At 40.2% G+C, this 26,246-nt stretch carries 22 protein-coding genes and 1 pseudogene; 5 read left to right on the plus strand and 18 right to left on the minus strand.

Annotated elements, in window-relative coordinates; genetic code table 11:
- The 4 genes and pseudogenes from ACTB0Y_RS11165 to ACTB0Y_RS11180 form a co-directional block, all read left to right on the plus strand.
- Window positions 1–108 (plus strand): annotated as a pseudogene (locus ACTB0Y_RS11165) (IS1595 family transposase); the annotation flags it as partial.
- Between the two features lie 438 nt (window positions 109–546).
- Window positions 547–765: a hypothetical protein gene (locus ACTB0Y_RS11170; protein WP_463206905.1), complete on the plus strand. Its 219-nt coding sequence runs from the start codon at window positions 547–549 to the stop codon at window positions 763–765.
- The gene (locus ACTB0Y_RS11175) at window positions 744–1,136 is read left to right on the plus strand and encodes a type II toxin-antitoxin system VapC family toxin (RefSeq protein ID WP_463206906.1); all 393 of its coding nucleotides are present in this window, start codon (window positions 744–746) and stop codon (window positions 1,134–1,136) included. The genes ACTB0Y_RS11170 and ACTB0Y_RS11175 overlap by 22 nt, the downstream gene beginning before the upstream one ends.
- A gap of 690 nt (window positions 1,137–1,826) precedes the next feature.
- Window positions 1,827–2,993, plus strand: coding sequence for an ATP-binding protein (locus ACTB0Y_RS11180; protein ID WP_463206907.1), 1,167 nt, complete (start codon window positions 1,827–1,829; stop codon window positions 2,991–2,993).
- A gap of 160 nt (window positions 2,994–3,153) precedes the next feature.
- Here the strand turns inward: ACTB0Y_RS11180 and ACTB0Y_RS11185 are convergent, their stop codons facing one another.
- The 17 genes from ACTB0Y_RS11185 to ACTB0Y_RS11265 all read right to left on the minus strand — a co-directional run bounded on the left by ACTB0Y_RS11185 (window position 3,154) and on the right by ACTB0Y_RS11265 (window position 22,547).
- Entirely contained in the window at window positions 3,154–5,493 is a 2,340-nt protein-coding gene (locus ACTB0Y_RS11185; protein WP_463206908.1) for a TonB-dependent receptor domain-containing protein, read from the minus strand.
- A gap of 165 nt (window positions 5,494–5,658) precedes the next feature.
- Window positions 5,659–6,513: a LytTR family DNA-binding domain-containing protein gene (locus ACTB0Y_RS11190; protein WP_463206909.1), complete on the minus strand. Its 855-nt coding sequence runs from the start codon at window positions 6,511–6,513 to the stop codon at window positions 5,659–5,661.
- Between the two features lie 371 nt (window positions 6,514–6,884).
- On the minus strand, window positions 6,885–7,868 hold the full coding sequence (locus ACTB0Y_RS11195; RefSeq protein ID WP_463206910.1) for an aldo/keto reductase: 984 nt from the start codon (window positions 7,866–7,868) through the stop codon (window positions 6,885–6,887).
- A 252-nt stretch (window positions 7,869–8,120) separates the two neighbouring features.
- Window positions 8,121–9,086 (minus strand): electron transfer flavoprotein subunit alpha/FixB family protein, encoded by a 966-nt coding sequence (locus tag ACTB0Y_RS11200; RefSeq protein WP_463206911.1) that lies wholly within the window; start codon window positions 9,084–9,086, stop codon window positions 8,121–8,123.
- Between the two features lie 73 nt (window positions 9,087–9,159).
- Window positions 9,160–9,909 (minus strand): electron transfer flavoprotein subunit beta/FixA family protein, encoded by a 750-nt coding sequence (locus ACTB0Y_RS11205; protein WP_463206912.1) that lies wholly within the window; start codon window positions 9,907–9,909, stop codon window positions 9,160–9,162.
- Between the two features lie 27 nt (window positions 9,910–9,936).
- The gene (locus tag ACTB0Y_RS11210; RefSeq protein ID WP_463206913.1) at window positions 9,937–11,079 is read right to left on the minus strand and encodes an acyl-CoA dehydrogenase family protein; all 1,143 of its coding nucleotides are present in this window, start codon (window positions 11,077–11,079) and stop codon (window positions 9,937–9,939) included.
- A gap of 29 nt (window positions 11,080–11,108) precedes the next feature.
- Entirely contained in the window at window positions 11,109–12,359 is a 1,251-nt protein-coding gene (locus ACTB0Y_RS11215) for a thiolase C-terminal domain-containing protein (RefSeq protein ID WP_463206914.1), read from the minus strand.
- Between the two features lie 12 nt (window positions 12,360–12,371).
- The gene (locus ACTB0Y_RS11220) at window positions 12,372–13,709 is read right to left on the minus strand and encodes a 3-hydroxyacyl-CoA dehydrogenase family protein (protein ID WP_463206915.1); all 1,338 of its coding nucleotides are present in this window, start codon (window positions 13,707–13,709) and stop codon (window positions 12,372–12,374) included.
- 16 nt (window positions 13,710–13,725) lie between these two features.
- Window positions 13,726–14,484: an enoyl-CoA hydratase/isomerase family protein gene (locus tag ACTB0Y_RS11225; RefSeq protein WP_463206916.1), complete on the minus strand. Its 759-nt coding sequence runs from the start codon at window positions 14,482–14,484 to the stop codon at window positions 13,726–13,728.
- A gap of 201 nt (window positions 14,485–14,685) precedes the next feature.
- Window positions 14,686–15,465 carry a porin family protein gene (locus ACTB0Y_RS11230; protein ID WP_463206917.1) on the minus strand — a complete coding sequence of 260 codons (780 nt, stop codon included), beginning with the start codon at window positions 15,463–15,465 and terminating at the stop codon, window positions 14,686–14,688.
- A gap of 173 nt (window positions 15,466–15,638) precedes the next feature.
- Window positions 15,639–15,836: a hypothetical protein gene (locus tag ACTB0Y_RS11235; protein WP_463206918.1), complete on the minus strand. Its 198-nt coding sequence runs from the start codon at window positions 15,834–15,836 to the stop codon at window positions 15,639–15,641.
- Window positions 15,837–15,881: 45 nt separating this feature from the next.
- Window positions 15,882–16,382, minus strand: a complete 501-nt coding sequence (locus ACTB0Y_RS11240; RefSeq protein WP_463206919.1) for a cupin domain-containing protein — start codon at window positions 16,380–16,382, stop codon at window positions 15,882–15,884.
- A gap of 14 nt (window positions 16,383–16,396) precedes the next feature.
- On the minus strand, window positions 16,397–17,626 hold the full coding sequence (locus tag ACTB0Y_RS11245; protein WP_463206920.1) for a DEAD/DEAH box helicase: 1,230 nt from the start codon (window positions 17,624–17,626) through the stop codon (window positions 16,397–16,399).
- Between the two features lie 106 nt (window positions 17,627–17,732).
- The gene (locus ACTB0Y_RS11250) at window positions 17,733–18,401 is read right to left on the minus strand and encodes a TrmH family RNA methyltransferase (protein WP_463206921.1); all 669 of its coding nucleotides are present in this window, start codon (window positions 18,399–18,401) and stop codon (window positions 17,733–17,735) included.
- Window positions 18,402–18,499: 98 nt separating this feature from the next.
- Window positions 18,500–18,772, minus strand: a complete 273-nt coding sequence (locus ACTB0Y_RS11255; RefSeq protein ID WP_324066901.1) for an HU family DNA-binding protein — start codon at window positions 18,770–18,772, stop codon at window positions 18,500–18,502.
- A gap of 183 nt (window positions 18,773–18,955) precedes the next feature.
- Entirely contained in the window at window positions 18,956–20,272 is a 1,317-nt protein-coding gene (locus tag ACTB0Y_RS11260; protein WP_463206922.1) for a citrate (Si)-synthase, read from the minus strand.
- A gap of 10 nt (window positions 20,273–20,282) precedes the next feature.
- Entirely contained in the window at window positions 20,283–22,547 is a 2,265-nt protein-coding gene (locus tag ACTB0Y_RS11265) for an aconitate hydratase (RefSeq protein WP_463206923.1), read from the minus strand.
- 245 nt (window positions 22,548–22,792) lie between these two features.
- On the opposite strand from ACTB0Y_RS11265, the gene ACTB0Y_RS11270 reads away from it, so the two are divergent.
- Window positions 22,793–24,406 carry an ATP-binding protein gene (locus tag ACTB0Y_RS11270; protein WP_463206924.1) on the plus strand — a complete coding sequence of 538 codons (1,614 nt, stop codon included), beginning with the start codon at window positions 22,793–22,795 and terminating at the stop codon, window positions 24,404–24,406.
- Between the two features lie 51 nt (window positions 24,407–24,457).
- Here the strand turns inward: ACTB0Y_RS11270 and ACTB0Y_RS11275 are convergent, their stop codons facing one another.
- Window positions 24,458–26,245, minus strand: coding sequence for an aconitase/3-isopropylmalate dehydratase large subunit family protein (locus ACTB0Y_RS11275; protein WP_463206925.1), 1,788 nt, complete (start codon window positions 26,243–26,245; stop codon window positions 24,458–24,460).
- Between the last annotated feature and the right edge of the window lies 1 nt (window position 26,246).

Consider the following 26,246-nt stretch of genomic DNA (forward strand, 5'->3'; position numbering starts at 1 on the left):
AGAACATCAAATAGTAGAGGTTTATTGTTTATGCGGTTACTTGAACAGGCTGTTATTGCAGAGCCTTTAACATATGATAAAATTATTAACGAAAATCACGGGTGTTGATCGGATACCCCATATTAAACTAATTGATTCCATAGGAACATTCTTTATATCAAATGTACGAAAAACATAACTGATTGTTGCCATTCATGAATTAAATTATTCTATCCGCCAGGCGCCAAAAGGGCGGTATGCGAATTTTGGCTGGCAATAAATACCGGCCATGGCATTTCATACACCCGTCCAGACTTCGTGGATTGGTTCAGTGTGTGCTGGCAACCGGGGGCTTAGCTCTGGGCGAAACCTGTTCACAGGGCGGTGCCCTGCGTTGATGGCTTCAAGCCCGTTGGGCTTTTTTGGGAAATTGTTTTATTACAACCGGAACCGGCGGCTCCAGGCAGCATCGTCTATGATTGTTTAGCGCTGTTTTCAACCTGCCCAAAATCAGATATATTAAAACTTTTCTAAGTATTTTTCGTTAAATTGAGTAAATTTGGGATTATGCAAACAATCAGAATTCAAATTAAAGATAAAGTTGCCCTGAGGCTTCTTAAAGATTTAGAGATGGCCAGTATTATCAAAATATTGGATAAAGAAAAAAACGACACGCAAAATAAACTTTCAGCACAATTGCGAGGCTCAATTAGCAAAAAGCGGGCACATGAACTTACTCAGAAGCACGAAAAAAACAGAGATGAATGGGACAGCAGAGCTATTTAATTGATACCAATGCAGTCATTGAATATATTGGAGCTACTTTGCCAGAAAAATCACTAAATCAGCTTGATGCAATAATAGACTCGCGGTTCTTTCTTTCAGTAATCAATAAAATTGAGTTACTTGGATTTCATGATTTAAGCCATGAAGAAGAACAAAAGTTCAACCAGCTTATTGAATCAGCGACCTTAGTTTCTTTAGAAAATGCAATTATCGAGAGAACTATAGCGCTTAGAAAAACGGCACGGATTAAACTGCCCGATGCCATTATTGCGGCAACAGCGTTAGAGTATGACCTTACCATTATCACCAGAAACGTTAAAGATTTTGAACAACTTCCGAATATTGAAATAATAGACTCATATAGTTTTTAGCTAAGCTGTGGAGTGTATGGTTGTTTTGTACTGTTTTTTTATCTGCCAGACGCAGTGAAGGCGTATGCGGGGCGTATTTTTGGTTTTCCCCAACCCAACAAACACCGACGCGAGCGAGGACCAGCGAAGCCATCTGTCTCAAACTTCCCTTCAGGTGTATTGCAACAGATCGCTTCTTCGGGCGGATTGTGATAACGTTGTTGATTAACCTGTATTACTGTTTTTATCCGCTAAGCTAAGCACCATGAAGGTATTATGAGGGGTGCAGCTGCAATTTAGATTAGCACCATGATTGATCATGGTGATTTATGAAGTCCAATAACCAACGGTAGCCCGCTTTAGCGGGGTTTTCCCGGCACTTTTGCCCTTTCAGGGCCTTAGGCAGGCTGTTGACCTGTTCACAGAGCGGTGCCCTGCGTTGATGGTTTCAAGCCCGTTGGGCTTATTTTGGGAAATTGTTTTATTACAACCGGAATCGGTTTAGCGGGCTTTTAACTTTCCTTAGCAACTTTGGTGATGACTGAGGTTCACGGACAATGCGGGTTTGGGTAATAGTCAAATTATTGCTCGGTATTTGAAAGTATAAGTTGACCACAAATTTTCAAAAGAGACTCAGTGTAAATAATTTGAGTTGTAAAATTTACTAGTAAATTTGTACAGAATCATACTTTAACTCCAAATTAGTACAAAATGATTGTTCAGCGACAAATTGAAACAGAGATCAGGGAGGCCATGGCCAATTATCCGGTAGTGATTATTACTGGAGCAAGGCAAACCGGCAAAACTACTGTAGTCAGACAAATTGCCGATAAGCCTTATTTTAACCTTGAAAATCCGGACACGAGGGAGCTTGCAATAAATGATCCCCGCCTTTTTTTAAGCAAGACAAAACATAAGGGTGCAATTATTGACGAATTTCAGCGTGCGCCTGATTTAGCTTCATACATTCAGGTAATTGCCGATGAGAAAGACGAAAATGGCATGTTTATACTCACGGGCAGCAACAACTTTTTGCTAATGGAAAAAGTCAGCCAGTCACTTGCCGGTAGGGCTGCCATATTAAAACTAATGCCATTTTCCTACCCGGAATTATTGCAGCTAAATGATCGCTTTTCTACTGATGAATTGCTTTATAAAGGATTTTATCCGGCAATTCATGCCAAAAAACTGGCGCCAACAAAATCCTATTCCTACTATTACCAAACTTATATTGAACGTGATGTAAGACAACTCATCAACATCAAAGATATGAGTCTGTTTCAACGATTCATAAAACTGTGTGCAGGCAGAAGTGGTCAATTATTAAACTATGATCAGCTGGCCAGTGAAACAGGTGTGACAGGAAAAGTAATAAAATCGTGGATATCAGTTTTAGAGGCCTCTTACATTGTTTATCTTTTGCCGTCCTATTTTGAGAACATTAAAAAAAGGGTCATAAAATCCCCAAAGTTGTATTTTTATGATGTGGGTTTTGCTGCCTATTTACTTAACATAGAGGAAGAGAAACACATAGAGAGCCATCCTTTGCGCGGTCAATTATTTGAAAATATGGTGATTAATGAATATCTGAAACACAGGCATAATAAAGGAATGGAAAGCAATGCCTGGTTCTATAGAGATAATCATAGAAATGAGGTTGATTTGCTTATCCAAACGGGTAACCATTACGAACTCATTGAGATAAAATCAGCAGATACGTACCATACAGCTTTTCGCAAGAACTTAGACTGGCTGGCCAGACAATTGTCCTCAAAATCCATCAACAAAACAGTAATTTATGATGGGACACAGGAGTGGGAAAACGACGAAATTCGCATTGTCAATTTCAGAACTTTCGCACAGAATTTTTCAAATTAGCAACCATATTTAAAAACCGAACCGGCTTAACGGCTTTCAGACGCTTAACCCGTGATCTGCTTAGCTGTTATGGCCTTAAGGCACATAACCGGAAAAACGTTTTATAGAATTACGATATTGCCGAATTGCTTGCCATGGCAATGGAGTTGTACTTTGTAAACTAAAAACCTTTTTGCCTGATTTGTTCTGCATCTTTTATTTTATGCTTGCCGGGAACTATATTTTTACCTGCCGAGAAATTGTATGTTAAATTAAACCATACAGGAATCTTATTTAAGTGTATGTTTCCTTGTGTTTTTTGCGTAAAATCTGCCCCTGAGACTTTTTCTCCGCTATAGAGTAATTTTTCGGAAATTGTAACTGCACCTGTAATACCTACTTTGAACTGAGGTGTGAAGTGTTTCTCTATTGAAGCAAAACAAAGCGGATCAGCGGAGGTAATACGCTGAATATGTTTTTGTGGACTGACATATTGAAACTGTATTGAAGCTGTAAAATCTTTTGGAAGACTCAGAAGCGCGGAAGCAGAGATTTCATACGCTGCTTTGTTATCCTTTGAGGGTACATGATTTTCCAACGCAGAGATTGGCCTGGTGCTGATATTGTATACTTTTATATTGCTATAAATTGTAAGATGTTTAAATGCTTTTAGTGCAACATCTAACGAAATGCCGTACTTGTATATGTTCCCGGCATTCTGAAATGTGGTAGTCAGCATGTTGGTTTCATCTGGTATTGTAAATTGTGAGATTACATCTTTTTTACAATTGTAGAAAAGCCTGAATGCGTAATAATCATTTCCGGGCTTTAAATGGTAAGTGAGCGACATCTCATTGTGCAATTGGTTATTAAGTTGGTTATTGCCAATTATTGTTTGAAATGGATTTATGATATTGGGCAGGGGAGTGAGCTGATACCGATGGGGGCGAATAATTGATCGTCTGTAACGGAGCATTAAAGTGTGTTTTCGGTTGAATTGATAATTGGCTGCAAAATCGGGCAATAAACTAACTCCTTTTCTGCTAAAACGGCTTTTATTAAAGGTTCGTTCATACTCTAATCTTAAACCCGAATTAATTTCCAACTTGTTTTTTTGGTAAGTACATGTTGCATAGCTTGCTATGATTGCAGATTGATATGCAAATTTTTCCAGTCCGGCATTTTCTAACGTTTTATGTGTGGCTTTTGTTCCCAGGTTAAGCGTGTAGGTTTTTGATAACGGCACGTGCAGGTCTGTGGCAAAACGTACAGATTGTTGCGTTGGCCGGGAGTTGGACCTGGATATATTTGCTCCATCCACAGAATCGTAGGTAACTGAATTTCTGCCATTGTAAAACCCATGTTGAAGGTTTACGTTCAGCTTGGCTTCACCGGTAAATATTTGTTGATAATTAACTGAGTTGTAAAGTTGGTGGTTGATATCCTGATCGTTCCTGCTTGCCTGTAAGATATTTTCATTGGTTAGGTTGTTTTGTGCCAATATATTCCCATCCAGTTCCTGCGAGTATGGATTGTAATTTCCGTAAAAACTTAATTGTTTTTTATCAAATTGTGCACCTGCGCTATAGCTGAGGCGGTGCGACCAGGTTTTTTGTCGCAGGGTTTGGCTATTCAACAGGTGTAAATGCTCATTGTTGGTGGTGGTTACGAATTCGTTGGTTTCTGAAATATCAAAATAATTCATCTTTCCATTGTAAGCCACCGAGAACTGATAATTTCTTTTTGCGAGTTGCAAATTGAATTTGGGAAACATGTAAATTATGGATTTGCTGGTAGGTATGTCACTATAAAGTTGGCCGCTTACACCTTTATCTGCTTTTTTCAGAAAGATATGAATAATAGTACCCACATCTGCTCCGTATTGGGCCCCCGGGCTATTCGAAATGTCTATTTTACTAATTTTCTGTGCGCTTATTTGTTGCAGATATTCCAGTTTATGAGGTTTCCCGTCAACAAAAAGGACAATTTTGCCATTATCCTGGGCCTTTAGATTTTGTGAGAAGTCTATGTGAATACCCGGCAGCCGTTTTACAATATCAATAGCCGATGTCGAATGCTTTTTTAGTGCATTATTCATAAAATAGGTTGTACCCGCTCCATTACTTTTTGCCTTAATGACTTCGGCATTGATCAGAATTTCATCGATGGATACGGCATTGTTATTTAAAAAAATCACGGGCGTACCCATTGCTGCACCTGTGATTTTTGCGATGGGTAGCAGCGTGTCGCGATAACTTAAATGGGAAATTTTAATATAACCTGATTTTTTGTTCGCAGGTGTCAGCTTAAATTCCCCGTGTATGGTACTCATGGTTCCTGAAAGTTGAGTAGAATCTGTCCTGTTCAACAGCACAACACTTGCAAAAGGAATAACTTCTCCGGATGTTTGGTCTTTTAAGATTCCGGAAATGCTATTAGAGCTTTGTCCCAACGATAGCAATTGCAATAATAAAAGTTGGACCAAAAGTAATGCTGATTTTGAATTGATTAATTTGCACATGATATTTGATTTTGTAGTTAGTCGTAATGCAAATAGAATCAATTAGTTATGATGGTGCAAGTATCTGGGATATAAGGCAAAAGTTTGTTGCAGAAGGCAAAAAGTCAGATAATATTTACGCCAAATTGGGATGAGCAACAAGCATTTGGTACAGGAGGCAAGCCTTTAACTTTCAAGTTGCTCCATCATTTTCTTAAATGGCTTGGCTTTTTTTCTTGAAACGGGGATTTCTTTATCGATGCCCTCAAGTTTAAGTTGATACCCGGAAGAATTGCCGCGGCGTGCAACTATCTTGTTCAGGTTAACAATAAAAGCCCGGTGCGAACGGAAGAAGAAGGAATAGGCTGTAAGCTGCTCTTCTATGTCGCTGATGGCATTTCGGATAATACGTTGGGTTATTTTCTCATCTTCGATAAGGTTGAATACAACGTAATTGCCATCTGATTCGGCATAAATCAACTGTGACGGATAGAATTGCAGGGATTCTTTTTTGAGTTGTGATGTGATGGTTAACTTTTTTGTTTGGGTATTTTGACTGTTATCATTGTCGGAGGTAATGTGAACCGGCTCACTTTTAAGATATCCGATATTAATTATTGTAAAAAAACTTAGTGGTAATATGCCAATTAAAGCCGCATTAATCATTGAATCAAAAAAGGTGTTAAAGTTCCAGCGATCAGCAGGGGGCTCCATGATAAATGCTGCAAAGTAAATAATAACCCCAATACCAACAATTGCGGATAGACTCAGAAGTAATTCCTTTTTTAGATTCCATTTCTGTTCTATTCTGAAATAAGGAAATTGTTTTAATATACCCATTATGGCCCAAACACCCAACCCGGCAAAAATGGTATAAATGGCCATGGTTTCAGTGTATTTGAATGAACCTGAGGCGTGCGTGTTTAATGGATGATATAATGCCACGCAGATGAAACAGAAAGCAGCAATTAGTAAGCTTCCCGCAAAAGGGTGGCGTAGTATGAAGTTTTGAGGAAAATGTCTTTTAAAGAGACTTTTCATAATGCTGGCAATCTGGCTTAATTAACTTGCTCGAAAATAGTGATTATTTTTTATTTCTTTAAGATGATTGAGCGGCTTAATGTAGCCTGAGCAAGTTCGAATTGTTCGAGAGAAAAATGTCTGGCTCCCACAGCGACTATTCTCACGGCTAATTTTGTCACTTAAAATTGGGTTCAGCTATGTCGGTATAAACCACAATTGCATTAGCTTTGCTAAGCTCTTAAACCCGGATCATGATTATGAAATTGGATGAATAATGTGGGTTGGGTTCCACAATAAAGAACAAGCCTGACCATTTTATTCAGAAATGGCCAGGCTTAAATTCGGTTTTGAGTTTGTGTCAGTTTAAGGTTTGCTCTATATTATCTTTTTTATTTGGTGGGTGGTGCCATAAATTCAGGCCCCACAGGGTCTGTGATGTTTTTTTCCAGAATTTGGTCAATGGCTTTCATGGCATCATCATTTAGATGCCAGCCACTCATATTGTCGATTACATCCAACTGGTCCGGACGACGTGCACCCCACAGAGCTACATCTGCACCCTGATCAAGGATCCAGCGCACGGCTAAATGTATTACACTTTTTTGGTAATTTTCGCGGGCAAACTTATCCAGTTCTTCTACAGTTTTTATATACATTTGGAAACGTTCTCCCTGAAATTTGGGGTCTGCCTTACGCAGGTCATCACCCTGAAATTCTCTGTCTTTGGTCATTTTTCCGGAAAGTAATCCCCGGCAAATAGCTCCGTAAACCACGGTTTTTATATCATTTTTTTTACAGTAGGGTAGAAGCTCGTTTTCAAAATCGCGCTCAAACATGTTGTATGGTGGTTCCAATACATCTAACTGTCCTCCTTTGCGGAACTGGTCCATTTGCTCCGGGCTGTAGTTAGATACTGCGATGGATTTTATTTTACCTTGCTTTTTAAATTCTTCCAACACCTTTGCGGTTTCATCAAAAGGCACTTTGTGGTCGGGCCAGTGCACCATGTACACGTCAATATAATCGGTTTGTAAGCGCTGAAGGCTGTCTTCAATTTCTTTTTCTAATCTTTCTCTGCTGGAATTACGGAAAGGCTGCTCGTTTTGCCAGTCCAGGCCTACTTTGGTAATTAGCGTAAGATCTTCACGTTTGCCATATTCCTTAAGGGCTTGTCCCACAATTTTCTCCGATGTGCCAAAACCATAAACAGGGGCCGTATCTATGAGTGTTATCCCTTTATCAATGGCTTTTAATATGGTTTTGATGGACTCATGCTCCTGAGTGCCACCCCACATCCATCCGCCTATGGCCCATGTGCCAAGGCCTATTCTTGAAACGGGTTTTTCAATATTGTGCAGTTTTGTAGTATCCATAGTTTTCTCCTTTTGTTTATGTATTAAGGTTTACATAGATGTGTGGCCTATTGTTCAGTCATATAATTATTTAAACACCCTATAAATTATATACGTCTTTTAATTAAAATTCGCTAACCTAAAATAGCAAAACAAGGACGCTTTGGATTTAGCCGTCATCTGAGATTGTTGTTTTTAACAATAGGACTGCCAGCTACATTCAACATTCATGAACATACAGCGATAACCTGACTTTTTCCTGGCACAATTTATTTATTTCACCGCTTTGGCAGCTTCAATCAGGTTAGGTAAAACTTCTTTTAAATCGCCTACAATGCCGTAATCAGCCACTTCGAAAATGGGGGCTTCCGGATCGTTGTTTACGGCAACAATAGTTTTCGAACCACTGATGCCTGCTACGTGCTGTATAGCACCCGATATTCCCAATGCAAAGTAAAGGTTTGGAGCAATGATTTTTCCGGTTTGGCCGACGTGTTCTTCTTCCGGGCGCCATTTTTCGTCAGAAACCGGTCTGGAACAGGCTGTGGCTGCTCCCAATATTTCTGCAAGGTCCTCAAGTGGTTGCCAGTGTTCGGGGCCTTTCATACCGCGGCCACCCGATACAACAATGTCGGCATCGGTGAGCAGAATTTTATCGGTTTGCTTGTTCACATCTACTACTTTGGTTGTAAAGTCCGTATCTTCAACTTGCGGGGTAAAAGCTTCAATTTTGGCTTCTTTTTCAGATTGGTTGATTTCGTAGCTATTGGATTCCAGTGTAAATATTTTCTTTTCAGCATTGATCTGAATACGGGCAACGGCTTTGCCTGTAAAGACTTTTTTCTTTACCACAAAAGGTTCGGTAGATTCGGGTAAACCGACAACTCCTGTTACCAATCCGCCTTTGAGTTGAGCTGCAGTGGCCGGAGCCAGGGCTTTGCCGGTAAAATCATTGGACATCAGTATAATTTGTGCTTCTGTTTTTTCAGCAGCCTGCGCAATAGCTTTGCTAAAGGCATGGTTGTCCAGTGTTTCGAAGCGTTTGTCCTGGCCGTTAAGTATTTTATCAGCACCATATTTTGCCAATTGTTGTAACTGGTTTTCATCTACTTCGCCAAGTGAAAGCGCAATAAGTTCAGTGTTTAACTGATCGGCCAGCGCCCGGCCATAGCTCAGTAATTCAAAATTTAATTTGGAGAATTGTCCGTCTCTGTCTGATGTATATGCGAGTATTGACATGGTTATTTGTTTTGAGTTATAATATTCAGTTACCGTTAAAGAATTGTATTAAACCTTAATAAACTGACACCTGCTACAAAGCGTTGGCTTCGTTGGTTAGTTTGTTCATGAGATCAGTTTCATTACCCGGCTCAATCATTACACAATCGCCTTTGGGTTCAGGTAATTCAAATGATAGAAACGTTGTCATGGCCTCTGCTTCTACAGGTTCCAAAACTTCAAGCGGTTTGCGGCGAGCGTTCATTACGCCCCGCATTCCGGCAATTTTGGGTTCTACGGCAATTCCTTTTTGTACAATGGCTACAAAGGGCGTTTGTGCTTCAATGGTCTCTTTTCCGCCGGCAATTTCCCGTTTGATAACTGCTTTTTCATCCACAAAGTTTAGATGACTGATGGCTGCTACCGATGGCAATTCTGCCATTTCTGCCAGCATATTACCCACAGCCATTCCATTGTAGTCACTGGAATCAATTCCGGCCATAATGATATCGTAATCACCGTTTTTAACTACCGGCAGCAACTGTGCAGCGGTATGCCATGCATCGGCGGGGTCGGTATTTACCCTGATGCCCTTATCAGCACCAATGGCGAGGGCTTTTCTTATTACTTGTTCGGTCCATTGTTCTCCAACCGTGGCAACGGTAATTTCGTTTACCTTGTTCGGGTATTGTTCTTTTAGTTCGAGTGCACGGGTGAGTGCCAGCTCATCCCATGGGTTAATAATCCATTTAACTTCATTGGTATCGAACTTTTTTTGATCGTCTGTGAACCTTATCTTCGTAGTTGTTTCTGGTACACTGCTTATACATACAAGTATATTCATGATATTGGCTTTTTTTAGTTCAAAAAATTATTCTTCCAAAATGGCTCTTGAGATTACAAGTTGCTGTATTTCTGACGTTCCTTCATAAATTTGGGTGAGTTTGGCTGCTCTCATTAAACGTTCCACATGATATTCTTTTACGTAACCGTATCCACCATGAATTTGTACAGCTTCTGTAGTTACGAACATGGCTGTTTCAGCGGCATAATATTTGGCCATAGCACCTGTCATGCTGAAATTTTTGCCATTGGCTTTTTCCCATGCAGCCTTCCACACAAAGTTGCGTGCCGCTTCTATACGTGTTTTCATCTCGGCTAATTTAAAACCAATAGCCTGGTGTTTGGATATTTCCTGTCCAAATGCTTTGCGTTCCTTGCTGTATTGCAGGGCTCTTTCATAAGCTCCTTCAGCAATTCCCAGCGCCTGTGCTGCAATGCTTATGCGACCGCTATCGAGCATTTTCATGGCAAATTTAAACCCAAAGCCATCTTCACCTAAACGGTTCTCTTTGGGTACTTTTACATCCGAAAACATCACGGAATGGGTGTCACTGCTGCGCATACCCATTTTATCTTCATGAGGTCCGAGGCTGATGCCCGGCGTATCTTTTTCTACAATAAATGCATTAATACCGTGGTATTCTTTTTTCGGATGTGTTTGGGCCACAACGAGATAAATGCCTCCGCTGTGTGCGTTGGTAATCCAATTTTTGGTTCCGTTTATGATGTAGTGGTCATCTTTTTCAATAGCTGAGGTGCGTTGTGATGAGGCGTCGGAGCCAGCTTCAGGCTCAGACAGGAGGAAAGCTCCTATTTTTTTACCACTGGCGAGTTGTGGCAGGTATTTTTGTTTTTGTTCTTCGTTACCAAACCGCTGTATTCCTGCAACGGCAAGGGAATTATGCACCGACAGGATAACGCCAATGGATGAGTCAATTTTTGAAAATTCTGATATGGTAAGCACATAAGATAAATAATCCAGGCCTGTACCACCATATTTTTCATCGGTAATGATGCCGAAAAAGCCCAGTTCCTTGAGGTTTTTGACGTGTTCGGCAGGATAGATGGCATTGGTGTCACGCTCAATGACATCTTTTATCAGCTCACGTTGCGCATAGTCGCGGGCCGATTGCCTTATCATTTCCTGTTCTTCGGTAAGTTCAAAATTCATAAAATGAGTAATTTTTAGTGATGATGCTTTTATTTACCGGCTTTTTTATAAATGACAACCATTACAGTTTTGTCGTCACCACCCATGTTGACAGACATTCCATAAGTCCGTTTGGGATCAATTTTGATTTGTGCATCGCCGGCATTTCCGGTTAATTGTTCCCAAATGGTTACCGCCATGTGCACGCCTGTAGCTCCTGTGGGGTGGCCCCAACCAATTAGTCCTCCGGTTGTATTGAAGGGTATTTTTCCATCCCGGGCTGTATGACCATCGAGTACGAAGTCGGCTCCCTTGCCGTAAGGTGCAAGGCCGATAGCTTCTATACCCATAATGGCTGCTGAGGTGAAGCAATCGTGGATTTCAACCGTCCCCAAATCATCTTTTGTGATAGCGGCCATTTGCATTGCTTTTTCAATGGCATTTTGCATGGTATGGAGCTTTGTAAAGTCTTTTGGCTTTTCGGTAAGATTTTCTACTGCATGACCATATCCTATTACTTCTACAGCCTGATTTTTCGGTATGTTGTGTTTTTTTAATCCTTCTTCAGACATAATGGCAATAGCCGATGCTCCGTCAGATACTTTGGAAGAGTCGAAAACGGTAAGATGATCGGTAAATGCTTTGGGGTTGGGTTCGGTGCCCAATGCAAGTTCTTCTGGATCCGGATGCGTGTTGTGAAATTCCTGGGCAGTTTCACATAGCCTGGCATTTTCAATGGCATTACGGTACCAGCGAGCATAAGCTTTACGGGTTTTTTCCCGCCCAAATTTTTCAAAATATGCTCCGGCGCGATCGCTAAACTGCCCCGGGAAAAAGTGGGCATGTCCGGTTTTGCGCTCCTGGAACCAACCGGCACCCGCCAAAATATCGGCTCCGTATACTGCTTTTACGGAATTTTGCACTTCTACGCCTAATGTTAAAACCGTATCGGCTGATTCTGCTAAAATAGATTTCATTCCAGTCATTAGCGCCATACCACCTGATGCACATGCTGCTTCTACGCTTAAACTGGGTTTGTATTGGAGGGCAGGAGCAATCATAGGGGCAAACGCGCCCAGATGTCCTTGCTTATTGTAACGCGGGGCCATAAAATTACCTACCACAGACTCATCGATATTGTGATCATCCTTGAGTTTTTTGATGGTACCTTCGCCTGCTTCTTTCAGGTAATGTTCTATACCCGGCCTGGGCTTTTTGGGGTGAAATTCTTTGCGACCGGTTCCAAAAGATACGGTGTTGTAACCGGCTGTCATATATATTTTTTTGCGAAGTGTGGTCATAGCAAATGGAGTTTAGTTTATGAAATCATTAATAGGCCCGTAGGCATGGAAAAAACCTGTAATCAGTACGGTATTGACATCTGCATCCTTTGCTGCTACACCATCTTTTATCAGGCGCAGACCTATATCTTTTGATTTTTGCAAATATGCTTTTGCCAATTGTGAGCCTTTACTGTTGTCTTTTTGGATGTTGGCGAACCATTGTGTCAATTGCTGGTGTTTGTCGGCAGCTGTTAAGAGGGTTTTCCATTTGACGATGCCTGCGGGTATATCTCCCAGATACGATTGCATCTCGGATTGTATACTTTCAAGGTTTACATAATCCATTTTGTCGGGTTCCAGCACAGCAACAGGTCGTCCTTTTTCGTAGCGAAAAAATCCATCTTTTTGGCTGCCATCGCTATTCTGACCGCCTTTTATTCCTGATTTAACCATGCGATCGAGTAACGTGCTATGAAGGTTTTTATCAATGTTGCGGTCGTGCATAACTTTCATGATATACTGCACCACATCAACTCCTACATAGTCGGCAAGCTGAAATATGCCCATTGGGCGCACCAGGTAATCACGTGTAATTACATCAACAGTAGCGATAGCTTGCGACAACGGCATGTTTTTACTTAATTCTGTGGCTAAATCGATTCCATATTTTGTGTCTCTCATATAGTGGCCATTACCTATGAAACCAGCTATATCGGCCGAAGGCACAATTATTTTCTTGAGGTTTTTCACGTATTGGGCTGCAAACGCTGCCAATTCGGGTAGGGTGCTTTCTGCTTTGATAAGCTCCACAAGTTTTTGAATGGCCGGGGGGTTGTAAAAATGCACTCCCATTAAGCGGCCATTGAGTCCTGCATTGTTATTGATTTCCTGAATAGGTATGGAAGAGGTGTTGGTGAAAAACCACGGGTGGTTGTCGTTATTTGTATTAATTTGCTTAAAGAGTTTATTTTTAAGCTCTGGATTTTCACTAACCGCTTCTAAAATGAGTTTAGAGTCATATGCTGCTTCTATACGTGTAGTTGGTTTGATGATGTCTACCACATCATTTACGTATTGTTGAATAAAATCTGAGTTTTCATGCAGATTTTCGTGGTCAGCATACATCTCTCGAATTTGCACGATTTTTTTTTCGGCAAATTTTTGGGCTTGTGCCCGTATGTATTTTAGCAAACCATCCAGCGCATTGTGAGAAACATCAATGGCATTGAGCACGAACTTTTGCTCATTGCTTTTTTGCTTCAGGGTTTGGTTTACGAGCTCCTGGGCAGTGAGCAGCAATATTCCACTGCCCATTTTGCCGGCCGCCCCCAGCACGGAAACATTTTTTAATCTTTCTGTGTAGTCCATAGTTTAAAATTTGCGATTACCAATTTGGATCCCTTTTATCTAGAAAGGCCTTCATACCTTCGGTTCCCTCGTTGCCAAACAGCGAAGCAAAAACTTCTGATTCCAGCCGGTTGGCTTCTTTAAAAGGAATAAACCGTCCCTGCCTGGCCACTTTTTTGACATGCTCAATGGCTTTGGGGCCTTTTGATGCAATGATTTCTGCTACTTTTATTACTTCATCCATAAGTTCTTCCGGCTTGGTTACGTTTTGAACGAGCCCCATTGTGTAAGCTTTTTGGGCAGTAATCATTTCGCCGGTAAGCAGCATGTAAAGCGCATTACCTAAAGAAGTGTAGCGTGAAAGGCGCTGTGTTCCCGAAAAACCGGGAATTAGTCCCAGGTTTACTTCTGGTTGTCCAAATTTGGCTTTGTCACTCGCAATGCGTATATCGCAGGCCATGGCCAATTCCATGCCACCGCCAAGTGCAAAGCCGTTTACGGCAGCAATAACGGGAATCCTCAAGTCTTTAATTTTGTTGAAAATATCCTGTCCACGTTGCGAGAACTGCCGTGCAGCATCGGTTTTCATTTCAACCATTTCGGCAATATCGGCACCTGCTACAAATGCTTTGCCTCCGCCAGTTATGATAAGGGTTCTTATTTCAGGCAGGTTGTCTAAGAAATGGTCTAGCTCGTCGAAGAATTTTGAATTTAGCGCATTCATAGCATCAGGACGATTAATGGTAAGTATGCCTATCGTCTGTTTTTGCTCAAAACTAAGAATTGTGTAGTCCATAAGTTAAAAACTTTTTGAGGGGTGTCCGTAAATAAATATTTACGGTTTTTGGTTATATAACCATCAGCCTATCAAAAAGTTTAAATTATGAACATATGCCAAGCTTTAAATAAGATATAGCCGCATATTACCTGACGGTAGCGGCTATATTATGTGTTATGTGTGAGATATTTTTATCGAACTGTAATAAAATAATTCTATCTAAATAAAAATGCCAATATTCAAAGCCATTAAATGCTCAATAAACGTTTCGCTATTGTTAATACTGGTCATTGTATAGCGAAAACTTGTGAAGCCTTTAACCCGGTCAATAATATCAAACTCAACACCCAGACCGGCTGAAATGCCAAAGGAGAAATTATCTACAAGTTCCTGATTTATTGCCTCTGTTTCACCATTTATAAAATCATAACGTAATGTGGATTCATCGTTGATTAGAAAGCGAAAGTTCGGACCGCCATTGAAATAAAAACGACTTTTTTCAAAGGGGATGGTATATTTGTACATTATTGGGAGCTGCAGCGTTGTAGTGTTGAGTTCCAATACCAGGTCAGCTTCCATCATAGTCTGGTTTGCCCAATTGGCCCTTACCTTCTCACTGAATTCCTGGTTATAACGGTTAATAAGTGCTTCGAAGTGAAAAGCGTGTCTTGTTAAATTAATTGGGATGTCAATAAAGGCACCAAATGATATATTTGTTTTAAGGGGGTATGATAAATCAGCGAGTTTATTGGTGCTATACGTTTCTATTTTCATGGACTCTGTAAGTGTGTTTTTGTGAAGCCCTATTGACGCTACGATACCTGTTTTAATGGCAGGAATGTATCTTGGTTTACAAATATTGTAGTATTTAATGGCTTTGGATAGCGGTTTTCTTTTATACTTTACACGCCGGAAGAGTTTGTCTGTCATTACCGGACAGTCGCTTGTGATGTTTTTGACAATCTCTTTGTAAGTTGTTTCTCCTTCTTTTTTAGGCAAGGGCGTTAGTTCCTGATTTTTTGTTGTGTAATAAAACAGTTTATCTTGTTCTGTTACATAGAGGTATATTTTTATTTTACCTGTTGTTAATCGCTCAAGAAAAACCCGCTTTGTTTCGTTATTGTAATTAATTTTCTTGGAGACAAATACACGTCCTTTTACGCCATATTCATCTACTTCTTCGGGGGTGTATTTTTTACACCTTTATCATACTGAATATGGCAATATTGAGCATTTTGGGCAGGGCTAAAAAGCGTTACATTGAAACCAACATTGGAAACTGAATCTTTGGTAAAATAACCTTCTTCTGTCTGACCGAAAAGGGATAGACCTGAAAAGGTAAGTGCGATTAGTAAAGGGTAAAATCCCATTTTTTTGATAAAAGTAACAATTGATGTGTGAAAAAAAATAAATTATCAGGTTCTGGTAAATGTTTTTATTATTTTTTCATGATCAGGGAATTCTTTGATTAGCTGTGTTGCAGTAGGCATGTCCAAATCAGCAAAATCAAATCCCGGAGCGGCCAGGCACCCAATAAGGGCATAATTGCCAATTGTTTGGGCGGCAAAAAGGGTACCTGCAGGAATTTCTACCTGTGGGTATTCCGTTTTTTCGATACCTGGTCCCATGAGCATTTTTTTATAGGTATTATCCGGAAAGATACAGTGCAGAATGGGTCCGGTGCCACTATGATAATACCAAACTTCATCCTGCCTTAGCCTGTGAAAAGCTGAGAAATTACCTTCCGGCAGAAAAAACAGAATTGAAGTAGCAAGGTTACGCCGGCCACCGAATGATTGAGGCAGATTTTTTTCTGCCACAAAGATAGAAGTCCTGTAAGTTTCGCGAAAAAAACCACCTTCGGGATGTGCCTTAAGGTTCAGGTTGTCAATTATTCTCTGTTCTTTGGGTTTCATTTAATACGAAGGTGTTATTTTTTTCTCCTTTTTTGGTTTCTGTTGCCGGACGAATGTCCCCGAGGGCCTTTTTTTCCGTATTTTTTTTGTGGCTTTGGGTTCCATTGTGGACCATCGCCGAGTTCAGGGGGCAGGGGTATTCTGATGAGCTCGCGTTCAATGAGTTGTTCAATGCGATGAAACTTGTACATGTCCTGCTCATTAATCAGCGTAAGTGCTACTCCTGTAGATTTTGCTCTTGCAGTACGTCCCACACGGTGTACATAATCCTCTGCATCTCCGGGCACATCATAATTTACCACCAGGTGAATATCTTTAATATCAATTCCCCGGCTCAACACATCAGTGGCAACCAGAATGCGCGTTTTTTTGGATTTAAATCTAAGCAGTACATTTTCTCTTTCGTCTTGTTCTAAATCTGAAGAAATTCCTTCTGTACTGGACTCTTTCTTTTTAAGCTGGTTCACTATAGTGTTTACATTCTTTTTTGTTGAAGTAAAAATTAGAATGCTTTCATATTCGGGGTTATCTGCAATTAGACTAATTAGTAAAGGTAGTTTTTGCTTATCATATACCAGGTAGGTTCCTTGCAGCACTCCTTCTGCGGGTTTAGATATTTCTGTATTAACTTCAAGGGGTTTATGCAGAATTTTATTGGCTAATTGTCTTACTTTGCCGGGCATCGTGGCACTAAACATCAGGCTTTGCCTTTTTTCAGGAAGGTGAGATATGATTTTAACGATATCATCGAAAAAGCCAATATCCAGCATTCTATCGGCTTCATCAAGTATGAGGTTTTTTACCTGACTAAAATTTACGTAGCCCAGTTTTAGGTGGGCAAGCAAGCGGCCGGGTGTTGCTACTACAATTCCTGAGCCTTTTGTAAGTGCCTTTTTTTCAAGGTCCCAATCTGTACCATTGCCTCCTCCGTATATTGCTATGGTATCAACATTGGCAAAGTAACCAATTCCCTGGATCTCCTGATCTATTTGTACTGCAAGTTCACGTGTGGGAACTAAAATCAGTGTATGTACTCCTTCTGATTCTAATGCAATGGTTTGATTGATTACAGGTAAAATAAATGCAGCCGTTTTACCTGTTCCGGTTTGGGCGCAGGCTATTAGGTCTTTGCCTTCCAAAATTGGCGGAATGGCTAATTGTTGTATTGGCGAAGCTTCTTCAAAGCCCATGTAAGAAATGGCTTCAAGCAACTGTTCGTTCAACTGGAATGCTTCAAATTTCATTAAGTTCTGTTTTAGCTAAATTGTAGGCAAAAGTAATGAGAATGAGCGAATTTTACACTTTTTAAGCTCTAATTCGTAGTTTATTGTCTGATATCAATCTGTCGGATTATTCTTTTTTAGTTTGTTGAAGGCGCTCTATTATAAGTTCTGGTCTTTTTATCGAAGCTTTAATCCATTTAAACAAGGTTTCTTCGTATTCCTGTTCATTCAATTGCCATGGAATAGATGATTTGTTTAGTTTTTGCCGTAGCTCATTTAATATTATGGCTACTGACACCGATATGTTGAAGCTTTCTGTAAAACCATACATCGGAATTTTCAGGTATTCATCGGCAAGGTCAATGGCCTGGTTGCTTAGCCCACGCATTTCTGTACCGAAAAGTAAGGCTACAGGGCCCTTTTCAAGATCAAAGTCTGGTAGTAATGTATCATTTTGATGGGGCGTGGTAGCCACAACCGTGTAATTTTGCTTTTTTAATGTTGAGATGGCATTGGGTAATGCGTTTTTATTTTTGTAGTGATTTATATTAAGCCACTTTGATGAGCCCATTGCTACTTCGGGGTTTGGGATAAATTCGTTTTGTTGCTCTACCACATGTACTGTTTGAATTCCGAAGCAATCACATGAACGCAAAACCGCACTGGCATTGTGAGATTGATAAATATCTTCTATGGCAACTGTAATATAGTTTGTGCGATTTTGAAGAATTTTTTCGAATAAATGAAAACGCTCTTCAGATATGAATTCTTTAAGTTGTGTAATTAATTGTTTCACTGTTTTTTCTTCTGATTAATACTTGAACAGTGTAAATTTAGTGCAAAAAAAAAGAGTCCAAAATAAAGGGACCCTTTTTCTAAACTTTTAGCAGTATGCTAGCTTACTTCGTCAGCTAAATCGTTACCTGCTTTAAATTTCACAACTTTTTTAGCAGGGATGTTAATTTCTTGGCCTGTTCTTGGATTGCGACCTGTTCTTGCGCTTCTTTCTGCTACTGAGAAAGAACCGAATCCTACTAATTGAATGCGATCACCTGATTTCAGTGAGTCGGTAACTGATTCAACAAAAGCTTCTAGAGCTTTTTTACTGTCATTTTTTGAAAGACCTGATTTAGATGCCATAGCATCTATTAATTGTGCTTTGTTCATAAACCTAAAATTTTTACGTTTAACCAAATTTTATGTACCAGTTCATTGCAAATATAGGCCATTTCTTGTCTTTTGCAAATTTTAACTGGGTTTTTTTGTCTAATTTATAAAAACAGAATGCTATATATTGTCTTAATAATCAATAGTTAATCCTTTGTTTGCGTATAATAGACTGGTTGTCAGCTATTTATCGCTTTTCTTAATTCCTGCTATTTCTTCCAGCATTTCTGTGGTAAGGGATTTGGGCCTTTCAAGTGGATAGCCAAGAGCTCTGTCCCAAATTAAATTGGCTGTAATACCTATAGCTCTTCCTATTCCAAATAGTACTGTGTAAAAGTCATACTCGGTAATGCCATAGTGCCATTGTATTATTCCGCTTTGTGCGTCGACGTTAGGCCATGGGTTTTTGGCTTTACCTTGTTCTTTAAGAATTGGGGGAACAACTTTATAGAGCATGTCCACATATTTGAATAACGGGTCTTCTTTCAGATGTTTAAGGCTAAACTCTCTTTGCAATGCATAACGTGGATCTGTTTTGCGCAATACTGCGTGACCATACCCTGGTATAACCTGACCTGAATTTAATGTGTCCCACACAAATTGTTTCATTTCTTCCTCATTAGGGATTTTTCCTCCCATGCGGTCCATTAATTGTTGTAACCAACGCAGAACTTCCTGGTTGGCTAACCCGTGAAGCGGTCCGGCAAGACCGTTGACCATTGATGCGATGGAAAGATAGACATCACTTAGTGAGCTTCCTACAAGGTGTCCGGTGTGCGCGCTTACATTACCACTTTCATGGTCGCTGTGAATTATAAAATGCATGCGCGAAACATCGTCGTAAGGCTTTTCTTTACCCATCATATGGGCGAAGTTTGCTCCAAAGTCAAGATCGGGATTACTGTGTATTCGCTTACCATCGCGGTAAAGCTTAGCATAAATATATGCACCAATTTCGGGTAGCTTAGCCAGAAGGTTTAATGCATCTTCATACGTAGACTCCCAGTAGTCTTTTTTACTGACCCCTGCATGATACTTTTTAACAAAGAAAGATTCTCTTCCCATAGTAAGTATCGCCGTAGAAAAAATGGACATAGGGTGACTACAGCATGGAAATGAATCTATTACTTCGTATACATAACGTGGTAATATTCTACGTTTTGAAAATTCGTCAAGAACATGCTCCAGCTCTTTTTCATTTGGCATTTCACCTGTAACCAAAAGATAGAAAACGCCTTCAACATAGGGCATTTCGCTTCCGGGTGGTTTGGGAAGTTTTTTGAAAACTTCCTGAAGGGTATACCCCCTGTAGCGAATACCTTCATTCGGATCGAGGTATGAGATATCTGTAGCCAGACATTTCAGGCCGCGCATTCCGCCAAGAATTTTACCAATGGTAACCTTATCTACTTCTACATCTCCATACTCTTTTATAAGGCGCTCAGTTCTTGGTCGCCATGCTTCTATCTTTTCGGCTAGTGTTTCTTTGAACGTTTTCATAGAATATAGTTTATTTATTTTGTTTTCTAATTAAATTTAAGGCAGATCCTGCATGGAACCACTCTATTTGCACCGGACTGTAGGTATGCTTAGCCATGATTTTTTCAGTAGCTCCGTCTTTATGATTAATTTCTACAGTCACATCCTTGCCTGGTGCCAGTTTATCAATATCAAGTACATTAATAGTGTCGTCTTCTTTTATTTTATCATAATCAGCAGTGTTGGCAAAAGTTAACGCAAGAATACCCTGTTTTTTCAGGTTTGTTTCGTGTATGCGAGCAAATGACCTTACTATAACCACCCTAACACCCATGTGCCTGGGCTCCATTGCGGCATGCTCACGGGAAGAGCCTTCGCCATAATTTTCATCTCCAATAATAAACGACTGTACACCCGCTTCTTTATATGCTCTTGCTACACCCGGTGTTTTGTCATACTTACCATTGACCTGGTTTTTGGTGTAATTGGCTTTGTCATGAAATTCATTGACTGCACCCTGCAATAAATTATCAGAAATATTATCAAGGTGGCCGCGGAAACGCAACCAGGGACCGGCCATGGAGATGTGGTCAGTTGTACACTTACCTTTGGCTTTAATTAAAAGCTTTAAATTTTTTATATCTTTTTCATTATTAGCCGGGAAAGGCTCAAGTAATTGAAGTCTGTTTGAATCTTCTTTTACCACAATTTCGACGTCACTACTGTCTTTTGCCGGAGGAATGAAGCCCATCTCTTTTAGATCGAAGCCCTGTTGCGGGAACTCTTCACCTGTTGGAGGATCGAGATATACTTTTTCACCATCTTCATTAATGAGTGGGTCCTTCATTGGATTGAATGTAAGTGTACCACCTATTGTTAGTGCTGTAACCAATTCGGGTGAAGATACAAATCCGTGGGTGTTTGGATTACCATCATTTCTCTTGGCAAAGTTGCGATTAAAAGAGGTCAGAATTGTGTTTTTACGTTCAGGGTCATCGGTATGTCTTTTCCATTGTCCAATACATGGCCCGCATGCATTAGCCAATACAATTCCGCCAATATCTTCAAAATATTTGAGTACCCCGTCTCTTTCGGTCGTATATCGAATCATTTCTGACCCCGGGGTTACCATAAATTCAGTTTTTACTTTGAGTTTTTTCTCTTTTGCTTGTTTTGCAATGGATGCTGCTCTTGTTAAATCTTCATACGATGAGTTGGTACAAGAACCTATTAATCCAACTTCAATATCTAACGGATAATCGTTTTTTGTAGCGTTATCGCCTAGCTTGCTTATAGGGTGGGCAAGGTCTGGTGTAAATGGTCCGTTTACAAGTGGCTCTATTTCGGAGAGATTTATTTCAATAACTTTGTCGAAATATTGGTCAGGATTGTCATAAACTTCCTTATCACCTGTAAGGTTGGCTGTTAGTTGATTGGCTAATTCGGCTACATCCTCCCTACCGGTATTTTGCAAGTAGTCGCTCATTCTGTTGTCATAACCAAATAGTGATGTGGTAGCACCAATTTCAGCACCCATATTACAAATTGTACCCTTACCCGTACAGCTTATAGAATTTGCTCCTTCGCCAAAATATTCCAGTATAAAGCCTGTTCCTCCCTTTGCGGTAAGAATTTCGGCCACTTTTAGAATCACATCTTTTGAAGATGCCCAGCCGCTGAGTTTACCTGTAAGTTTAACACCAATGAGTTTAGGCATTTTTAATTCCCAGGGCATGTCGGCCATAACATCAACGGCGTCGGCTCCGCCTACGCCTATAGCCACCATTCCCAGTCCGCCAGCGTTTACTGTGTGCGAATCCGTGCCAATCATCATGCCGCCGGGGAATGCATAATTTTCTAGTACAACTTGGTGAATAATACCAGCACCGGGTTCCCAAAAACCAATTCCATATTTTTTAGAAACAGACTTTAAAAATTCAAAAACTTCACTGTTTTGGTTCCAGGCTGTTGATAAGTCTTTTTCGGCGCCAACCTGCGCCTGAATAAGATGATCGCAATGCACTGTGGAGGGAACGGCTACTTTATTGCGGCCTGCATTCATAAATTGCAATAGCGCCATTTGCGCTGTAGCATCTTGCATTGCAACCCTGTCAGGGGCAAAGTTTACATAATCTTCCCCACGTTTAAACTCTTTTATTGGCTGGTCTTTATGCAGGTGCGAATAGAGAATTTTTTCCGTAAGGGTTAATGGTCGGTTCAATGTGTTTCTTGCGTCTTTTAGTTTGTCTTCGAATGACGCATATACGTTTTTTATTAAGTCTAAATCAAACAGCATAGATGTATATTTTATTTTGGTTATTTAACAAAATTAGATCTTCATTTGTTGGCAGCGGTCTTGTTATTAAGAAACATTCTATTTAAAATGCTGCACATAAAAATATTTACATAGGTGAATATAATTCATATTACTGATATTTCCAAACCGTAATTATATCCGCTCTCGAAAACCAATTGAGTAAAAAAGCCCGTTTTTTCCCTTATTTATTTGTAAATTGTCTGTAGAAATAAACCAGGTAATTTATGACTAAACCAATATTGTTAATCATTTGGGGTGTTTTTTTATTAGCTAGTTGTAATAATGTAAGTACTTCTTATGAGCCAACACCAAAAGAAAAGGAATGGATTGCAAAGCATGAGTTTACAATAGGTGTTTATCCTTTATATCCTCCATATGCATTTGTAGAGGAGAAACAATCGATAACGGGCTTATTTAAGGAATTGCAGCAGATTATTGACGATGCTACTGGGTTCAGATACAAGCAGGTTTTTTATCCAAACTGGGCCGATTATCTGAAAGCGGCTGAAGCTGGTAATATAGATGTTATTCATCCGATTATTCCTACTACAGAACGGAGGACTTATTTAAGTTTTACAAGTCCGGTAGTTATGGACCCACATGTAATGGTCGTTCCCAAAGACTCGGAAAAGCCACAAAGCCTTGCTGATTTAAAACAGCATAATGAACTAAGAATAGCTGCAGTAAAAGATTATTTTATCACTGATTATTTACTCAATACTTTTGATCAACATAAAATAGTGTATTATGCAGATGATAGAAAATGCATAAAAGCTTTGAATAGAGGAGAAGCAGATGTATTTATGTCTCAAAAATATACTGTTCGGTATTTCCTCAAGGATAATGATAACCTTATAACTATCAGCGATATTCCTGCAAATACAATATTATCTATCGGGGTTCAGAAAGATAAAACTATGCTTTACCAGATTTATTCAAAAGCGATAAACGGAATATCAGAAGATGATTTGGCTAAATTGGTAAACAAATGGTCATACCAGCGCTACCTGCCTTTTTACAGGCAATATAGCTTTTGGTTATATACAGGGCTGTTGGCAGCAGGTTTGGCATTATTACTTCTTTTTTGGAACAAAACCCTTTCACGTGAGGTGAAAAGCAGAACTGAGCAATTACTAGAAGCTAAATTAAAGGCAGAGGAAAGCGACAGGCTTAAGACCGCTTTTGTATCCAATATTTCACATGAAGTGCGTACACCGCTGAATGCTATAAACGGTTACTCCGAATTGTTGGCTCTTGAATTTTCTGACCCGAAAATACAGGATTACAGTAACGATATTTTGGCCAATAGTCACAGGTTAACAAGTGTAATTGAGAGTATGATAATATTTTCGCAGCTTGAGAGCGGAGAGGTTACAGTTAGCAATCAAAAGGTTGATTTGAATGAACTTATGGACTCCGTAGTTATGAAATTCAAAGAAATGGTTCCGGATAAATTAATCAAGATTGATTTTAAAGCAGAATATGCATCAGAAGCTTATCCGCTGCAAACAGACCCGTTTTATTTTCGGAAAATGCTGAGTCTTTTAATTGATAACTCATTTAAGTTTACTGAAGCGGGTGAGGTTGTTATAGGATATAAATTAATTCATAATACACTACAGGTGTTTGTGAGAGATACCGGATCAGGAATTGATCCTGTGCAGTTGCCCAAAATTTTTGATAAGTTTCATAAGTTTTCAATCCATAATGATCGTTTCTACAGCGGTACAGGGGTCGGTCTTACTATTGTCATGGGCCTGGCCCATTTATTGGGTTTTGCAATTAATGTGGAATCTACACCGGGGAATGGCACTACGTTTTACCTAAATAAGATTTAAGAAAAGAGGCTCCAATCTATTGAAACGAAAGAAGCCTCTTTTGTTTTTTTTCTATGCCTGGGCTTTTATCCAATTCACCAGACCTTTCTTTTCAATAACTTCCATTAATTTTTCAGGTAATGGCGGGATATCAAAAGTATTATCTCCCACTGTAACTTTCCCTTTAGCCAGGTTGGCTTCTATCTGATCACCGGGGCTGTATTGTTCAACTATATCTTTGTTTACAATAAGTAATAGTCCCTGGTTGATACACGACCTGTAAAAAATTCTGTTTACAGATTTTACAATCACGGCCTTTACGCCTGCATGAGCCAGTCCGACTGCAGGGTGCTCTCTGGAACTACCACAACCAAAGTTTTCTCCGGCTACAATAATATCTCCTTCCTGTACATTTTTGCCGAAATTTTCATCGAAACCAGCAAAGAGATGTTCCATAATAGCCTCAGGGTCAGAACTCATAATGTTGTAGGTGAGGTTTCCGGCAAACATCTGGTCTGTATTCAGGTTGTCTGCATCGGCATAGTTCCACACACCGTTGATGTGCCTGTTATCGCCGGGTTGTATTTCAATGGTATTGCCTTCAGCTTTTGGATAGGGGAATTTTTCGTTTCCGGGCTTATCACGTGGATCAGTTATTTCTCCATTTAAGGCACTTAGTGCTACAGCAGCAGGGGAAGCAAGATAAATTTCTGCGTTTTTATTACCCATGCGTCCTTTGAAATTTCTATTGGCAGTTGATATCACAGTATAATCGTCGGCTGGTATGCCCTGGCCTGTGCCCAAACAAGGCCCGCAGCTTGCTCCAAGGACGTTGGCACCTGCTTCAATAAAGTCGCTGATCAGGCCTTCTTTTATGGCCTGCAGATATATTTTTTTCGAGGCGGGGGCTATGAGTAATTGCACATCTGCGGGAACTTTTTTGCCACGTAATATGTTTGCTGCAATTCTCAGGTCCTCAATGCGGCCGTTTGTGCAGGTTCCTATCAGTGCTTGCTGTATGGCTTTCCCTTTGACTTCGGCAATAGCCTTTACATTATCCACATGGTGTGGAGCTGCAGTAAGCGGGTATAACTCTGAAAGGTTAATGTGTATTTCGCGGGTATAGCTGGCACCTTCATCGGCCCAAAAACCATTGTTTATTTTTGCACCGATCCACTTTTCGAGCACTTCGTCTGGCGGGAACACTGCATTTTTACCACCCATTTCAGATGCGAGGTTTGCAATGGTCATGCGCTCTGATATATCAAGGGTTTTCACCCCTTCTCCGTGATATTCAATACTCATATAGTTGGCACCTGCAGAACCAATCATTCCTATAATGTAAAGTGAGAGGTCTTTGGCGTAAACCCCTTCGGGTAATTTCCCTGAGAGGTTTATTTTGATTGTTTCTGGCACCCTGAACCATGTTTCTCCGCGTCGCCAAATACCTGCAGCTTCTGTTCTGTCAATACCCGCAGCCAGTGCATTAAATGCTCCTGCTGTACAGGTGTGGCTGTCGCTCCCAACGATAATCATTCCGGGTTTGGCATGGTCGGCCATGATTTGATGGCATATACCATCACCTACATCATGGAATTTATTAACCGATTGTTCTGATGCAAAGTCCCGGATGGTTTGATATTGCGTAGCTAGTTTTGCATTGGTGGGAGGGGCATTATGGTCCAATACCATTAAGAGTTGGTCGGGATTGGCCACCTTTTGTCCACCCATTTTCTCAAAAGTGCCTTTTATACTGGCGCTATTATCGTGTGTCAGTACCAGGTCGGGCTTTTTAAAAACGATGCTACCCACTGGTGCGTCCAGAATTTTTTCTACAAAAGTTTGTTTATTGTTGCTCATA

Source organism: Salinivirga sp., from assembly GCF_055145285.1.

Excerpts from the sequence above, each read along its gene's own strand:
- ACTB0Y_RS11170 (WP_463206905.1), top strand. The coding sequence starts at position 547 with ATGCAAACAATCAGAATTCAAATTAAAGATAAAGTTGCCCTGAGGCTT.
- ACTB0Y_RS11175 (WP_463206906.1), top strand. The coding sequence starts at position 744 with ATGGGACAGCAGAGCTATTTAATTGATACCAATGCAGTCATTGAATAT.
- ACTB0Y_RS11180 (WP_463206907.1), top strand. The coding sequence starts at position 1,827 with ATGATTGTTCAGCGACAAATTGAAACAGAGATCAGGGAGGCCATGGCC.
- ACTB0Y_RS11185 (WP_463206908.1), bottom strand. The coding sequence starts at position 5,493 with ATGTGCAAATTAATCAATTCAAAATCAGCATTACTTTTGGTCCAACTT.
- ACTB0Y_RS11190 (WP_463206909.1), bottom strand. The coding sequence starts at position 6,513 with ATGAAAAGTCTCTTTAAAAGACATTTTCCTCAAAACTTCATACTACGC.
- ACTB0Y_RS11195 (WP_463206910.1), bottom strand. The coding sequence starts at position 7,868 with ATGGATACTACAAAACTGCACAATATTGAAAAACCCGTTTCAAGAATA.
- ACTB0Y_RS11200 (WP_463206911.1), bottom strand. The coding sequence starts at position 9,086 with ATGTCAATACTCGCATATACATCAGACAGAGACGGACAATTCTCCAAA.
- ACTB0Y_RS11205 (WP_463206912.1), bottom strand. The coding sequence starts at position 9,909 with ATGAATATACTTGTATGTATAAGCAGTGTACCAGAAACAACTACGAAG.
- ACTB0Y_RS11210 (WP_463206913.1), bottom strand. The coding sequence starts at position 11,079 with ATGAATTTTGAACTTACCGAAGAACAGGAAATGATAAGGCAATCGGCC.
- ACTB0Y_RS11215 (WP_463206914.1), bottom strand. The coding sequence starts at position 12,359 with ATGACCACACTTCGCAAAAAAATATATATGACAGCCGGTTACAACACC.
- ACTB0Y_RS11220 (WP_463206915.1), bottom strand. The coding sequence starts at position 13,709 with ATGGACTACACAGAAAGATTAAAAAATGTTTCCGTGCTGGGGGCGGCC.
- ACTB0Y_RS11225 (WP_463206916.1), bottom strand. The coding sequence starts at position 14,484 with ATGGACTACACAATTCTTAGTTTTGAGCAAAAACAGACGATAGGCATA.
- ACTB0Y_RS11235 (WP_463206918.1), bottom strand. The coding sequence starts at position 15,836 with ATGGGATTTTACCCTTTACTAATCGCACTTACCTTTTCAGGTCTATCC.
- ACTB0Y_RS11240 (WP_463206919.1), bottom strand. The coding sequence starts at position 16,382 with ATGAAACCCAAAGAACAGAGAATAATTGACAACCTGAACCTTAAGGCA.
- ACTB0Y_RS11245 (WP_463206920.1), bottom strand. The coding sequence starts at position 17,626 with ATGAAATTTGAAGCATTCCAGTTGAACGAACAGTTGCTTGAAGCCATT.
- ACTB0Y_RS11255 (WP_324066901.1), bottom strand. The coding sequence starts at position 18,772 with ATGAACAAAGCACAATTAATAGATGCTATGGCATCTAAATCAGGTCTT.
- ACTB0Y_RS11260 (WP_463206922.1), bottom strand. The coding sequence starts at position 20,272 with ATGAAAACGTTCAAAGAAACACTAGCCGAAAAGATAGAAGCATGGCGA.
- ACTB0Y_RS11265 (WP_463206923.1), bottom strand. The coding sequence starts at position 22,547 with ATGCTGTTTGATTTAGACTTAATAAAAAACGTATATGCGTCATTCGAA.
- ACTB0Y_RS11270 (WP_463206924.1), top strand. The coding sequence starts at position 22,793 with ATGACTAAACCAATATTGTTAATCATTTGGGGTGTTTTTTTATTAGCT.
- ACTB0Y_RS11275 (WP_463206925.1), bottom strand. The coding sequence starts at position 26,245 with ATGAGCAACAATAAACAAACTTTTGTAGAAAAAATTCTGGACGCACCA.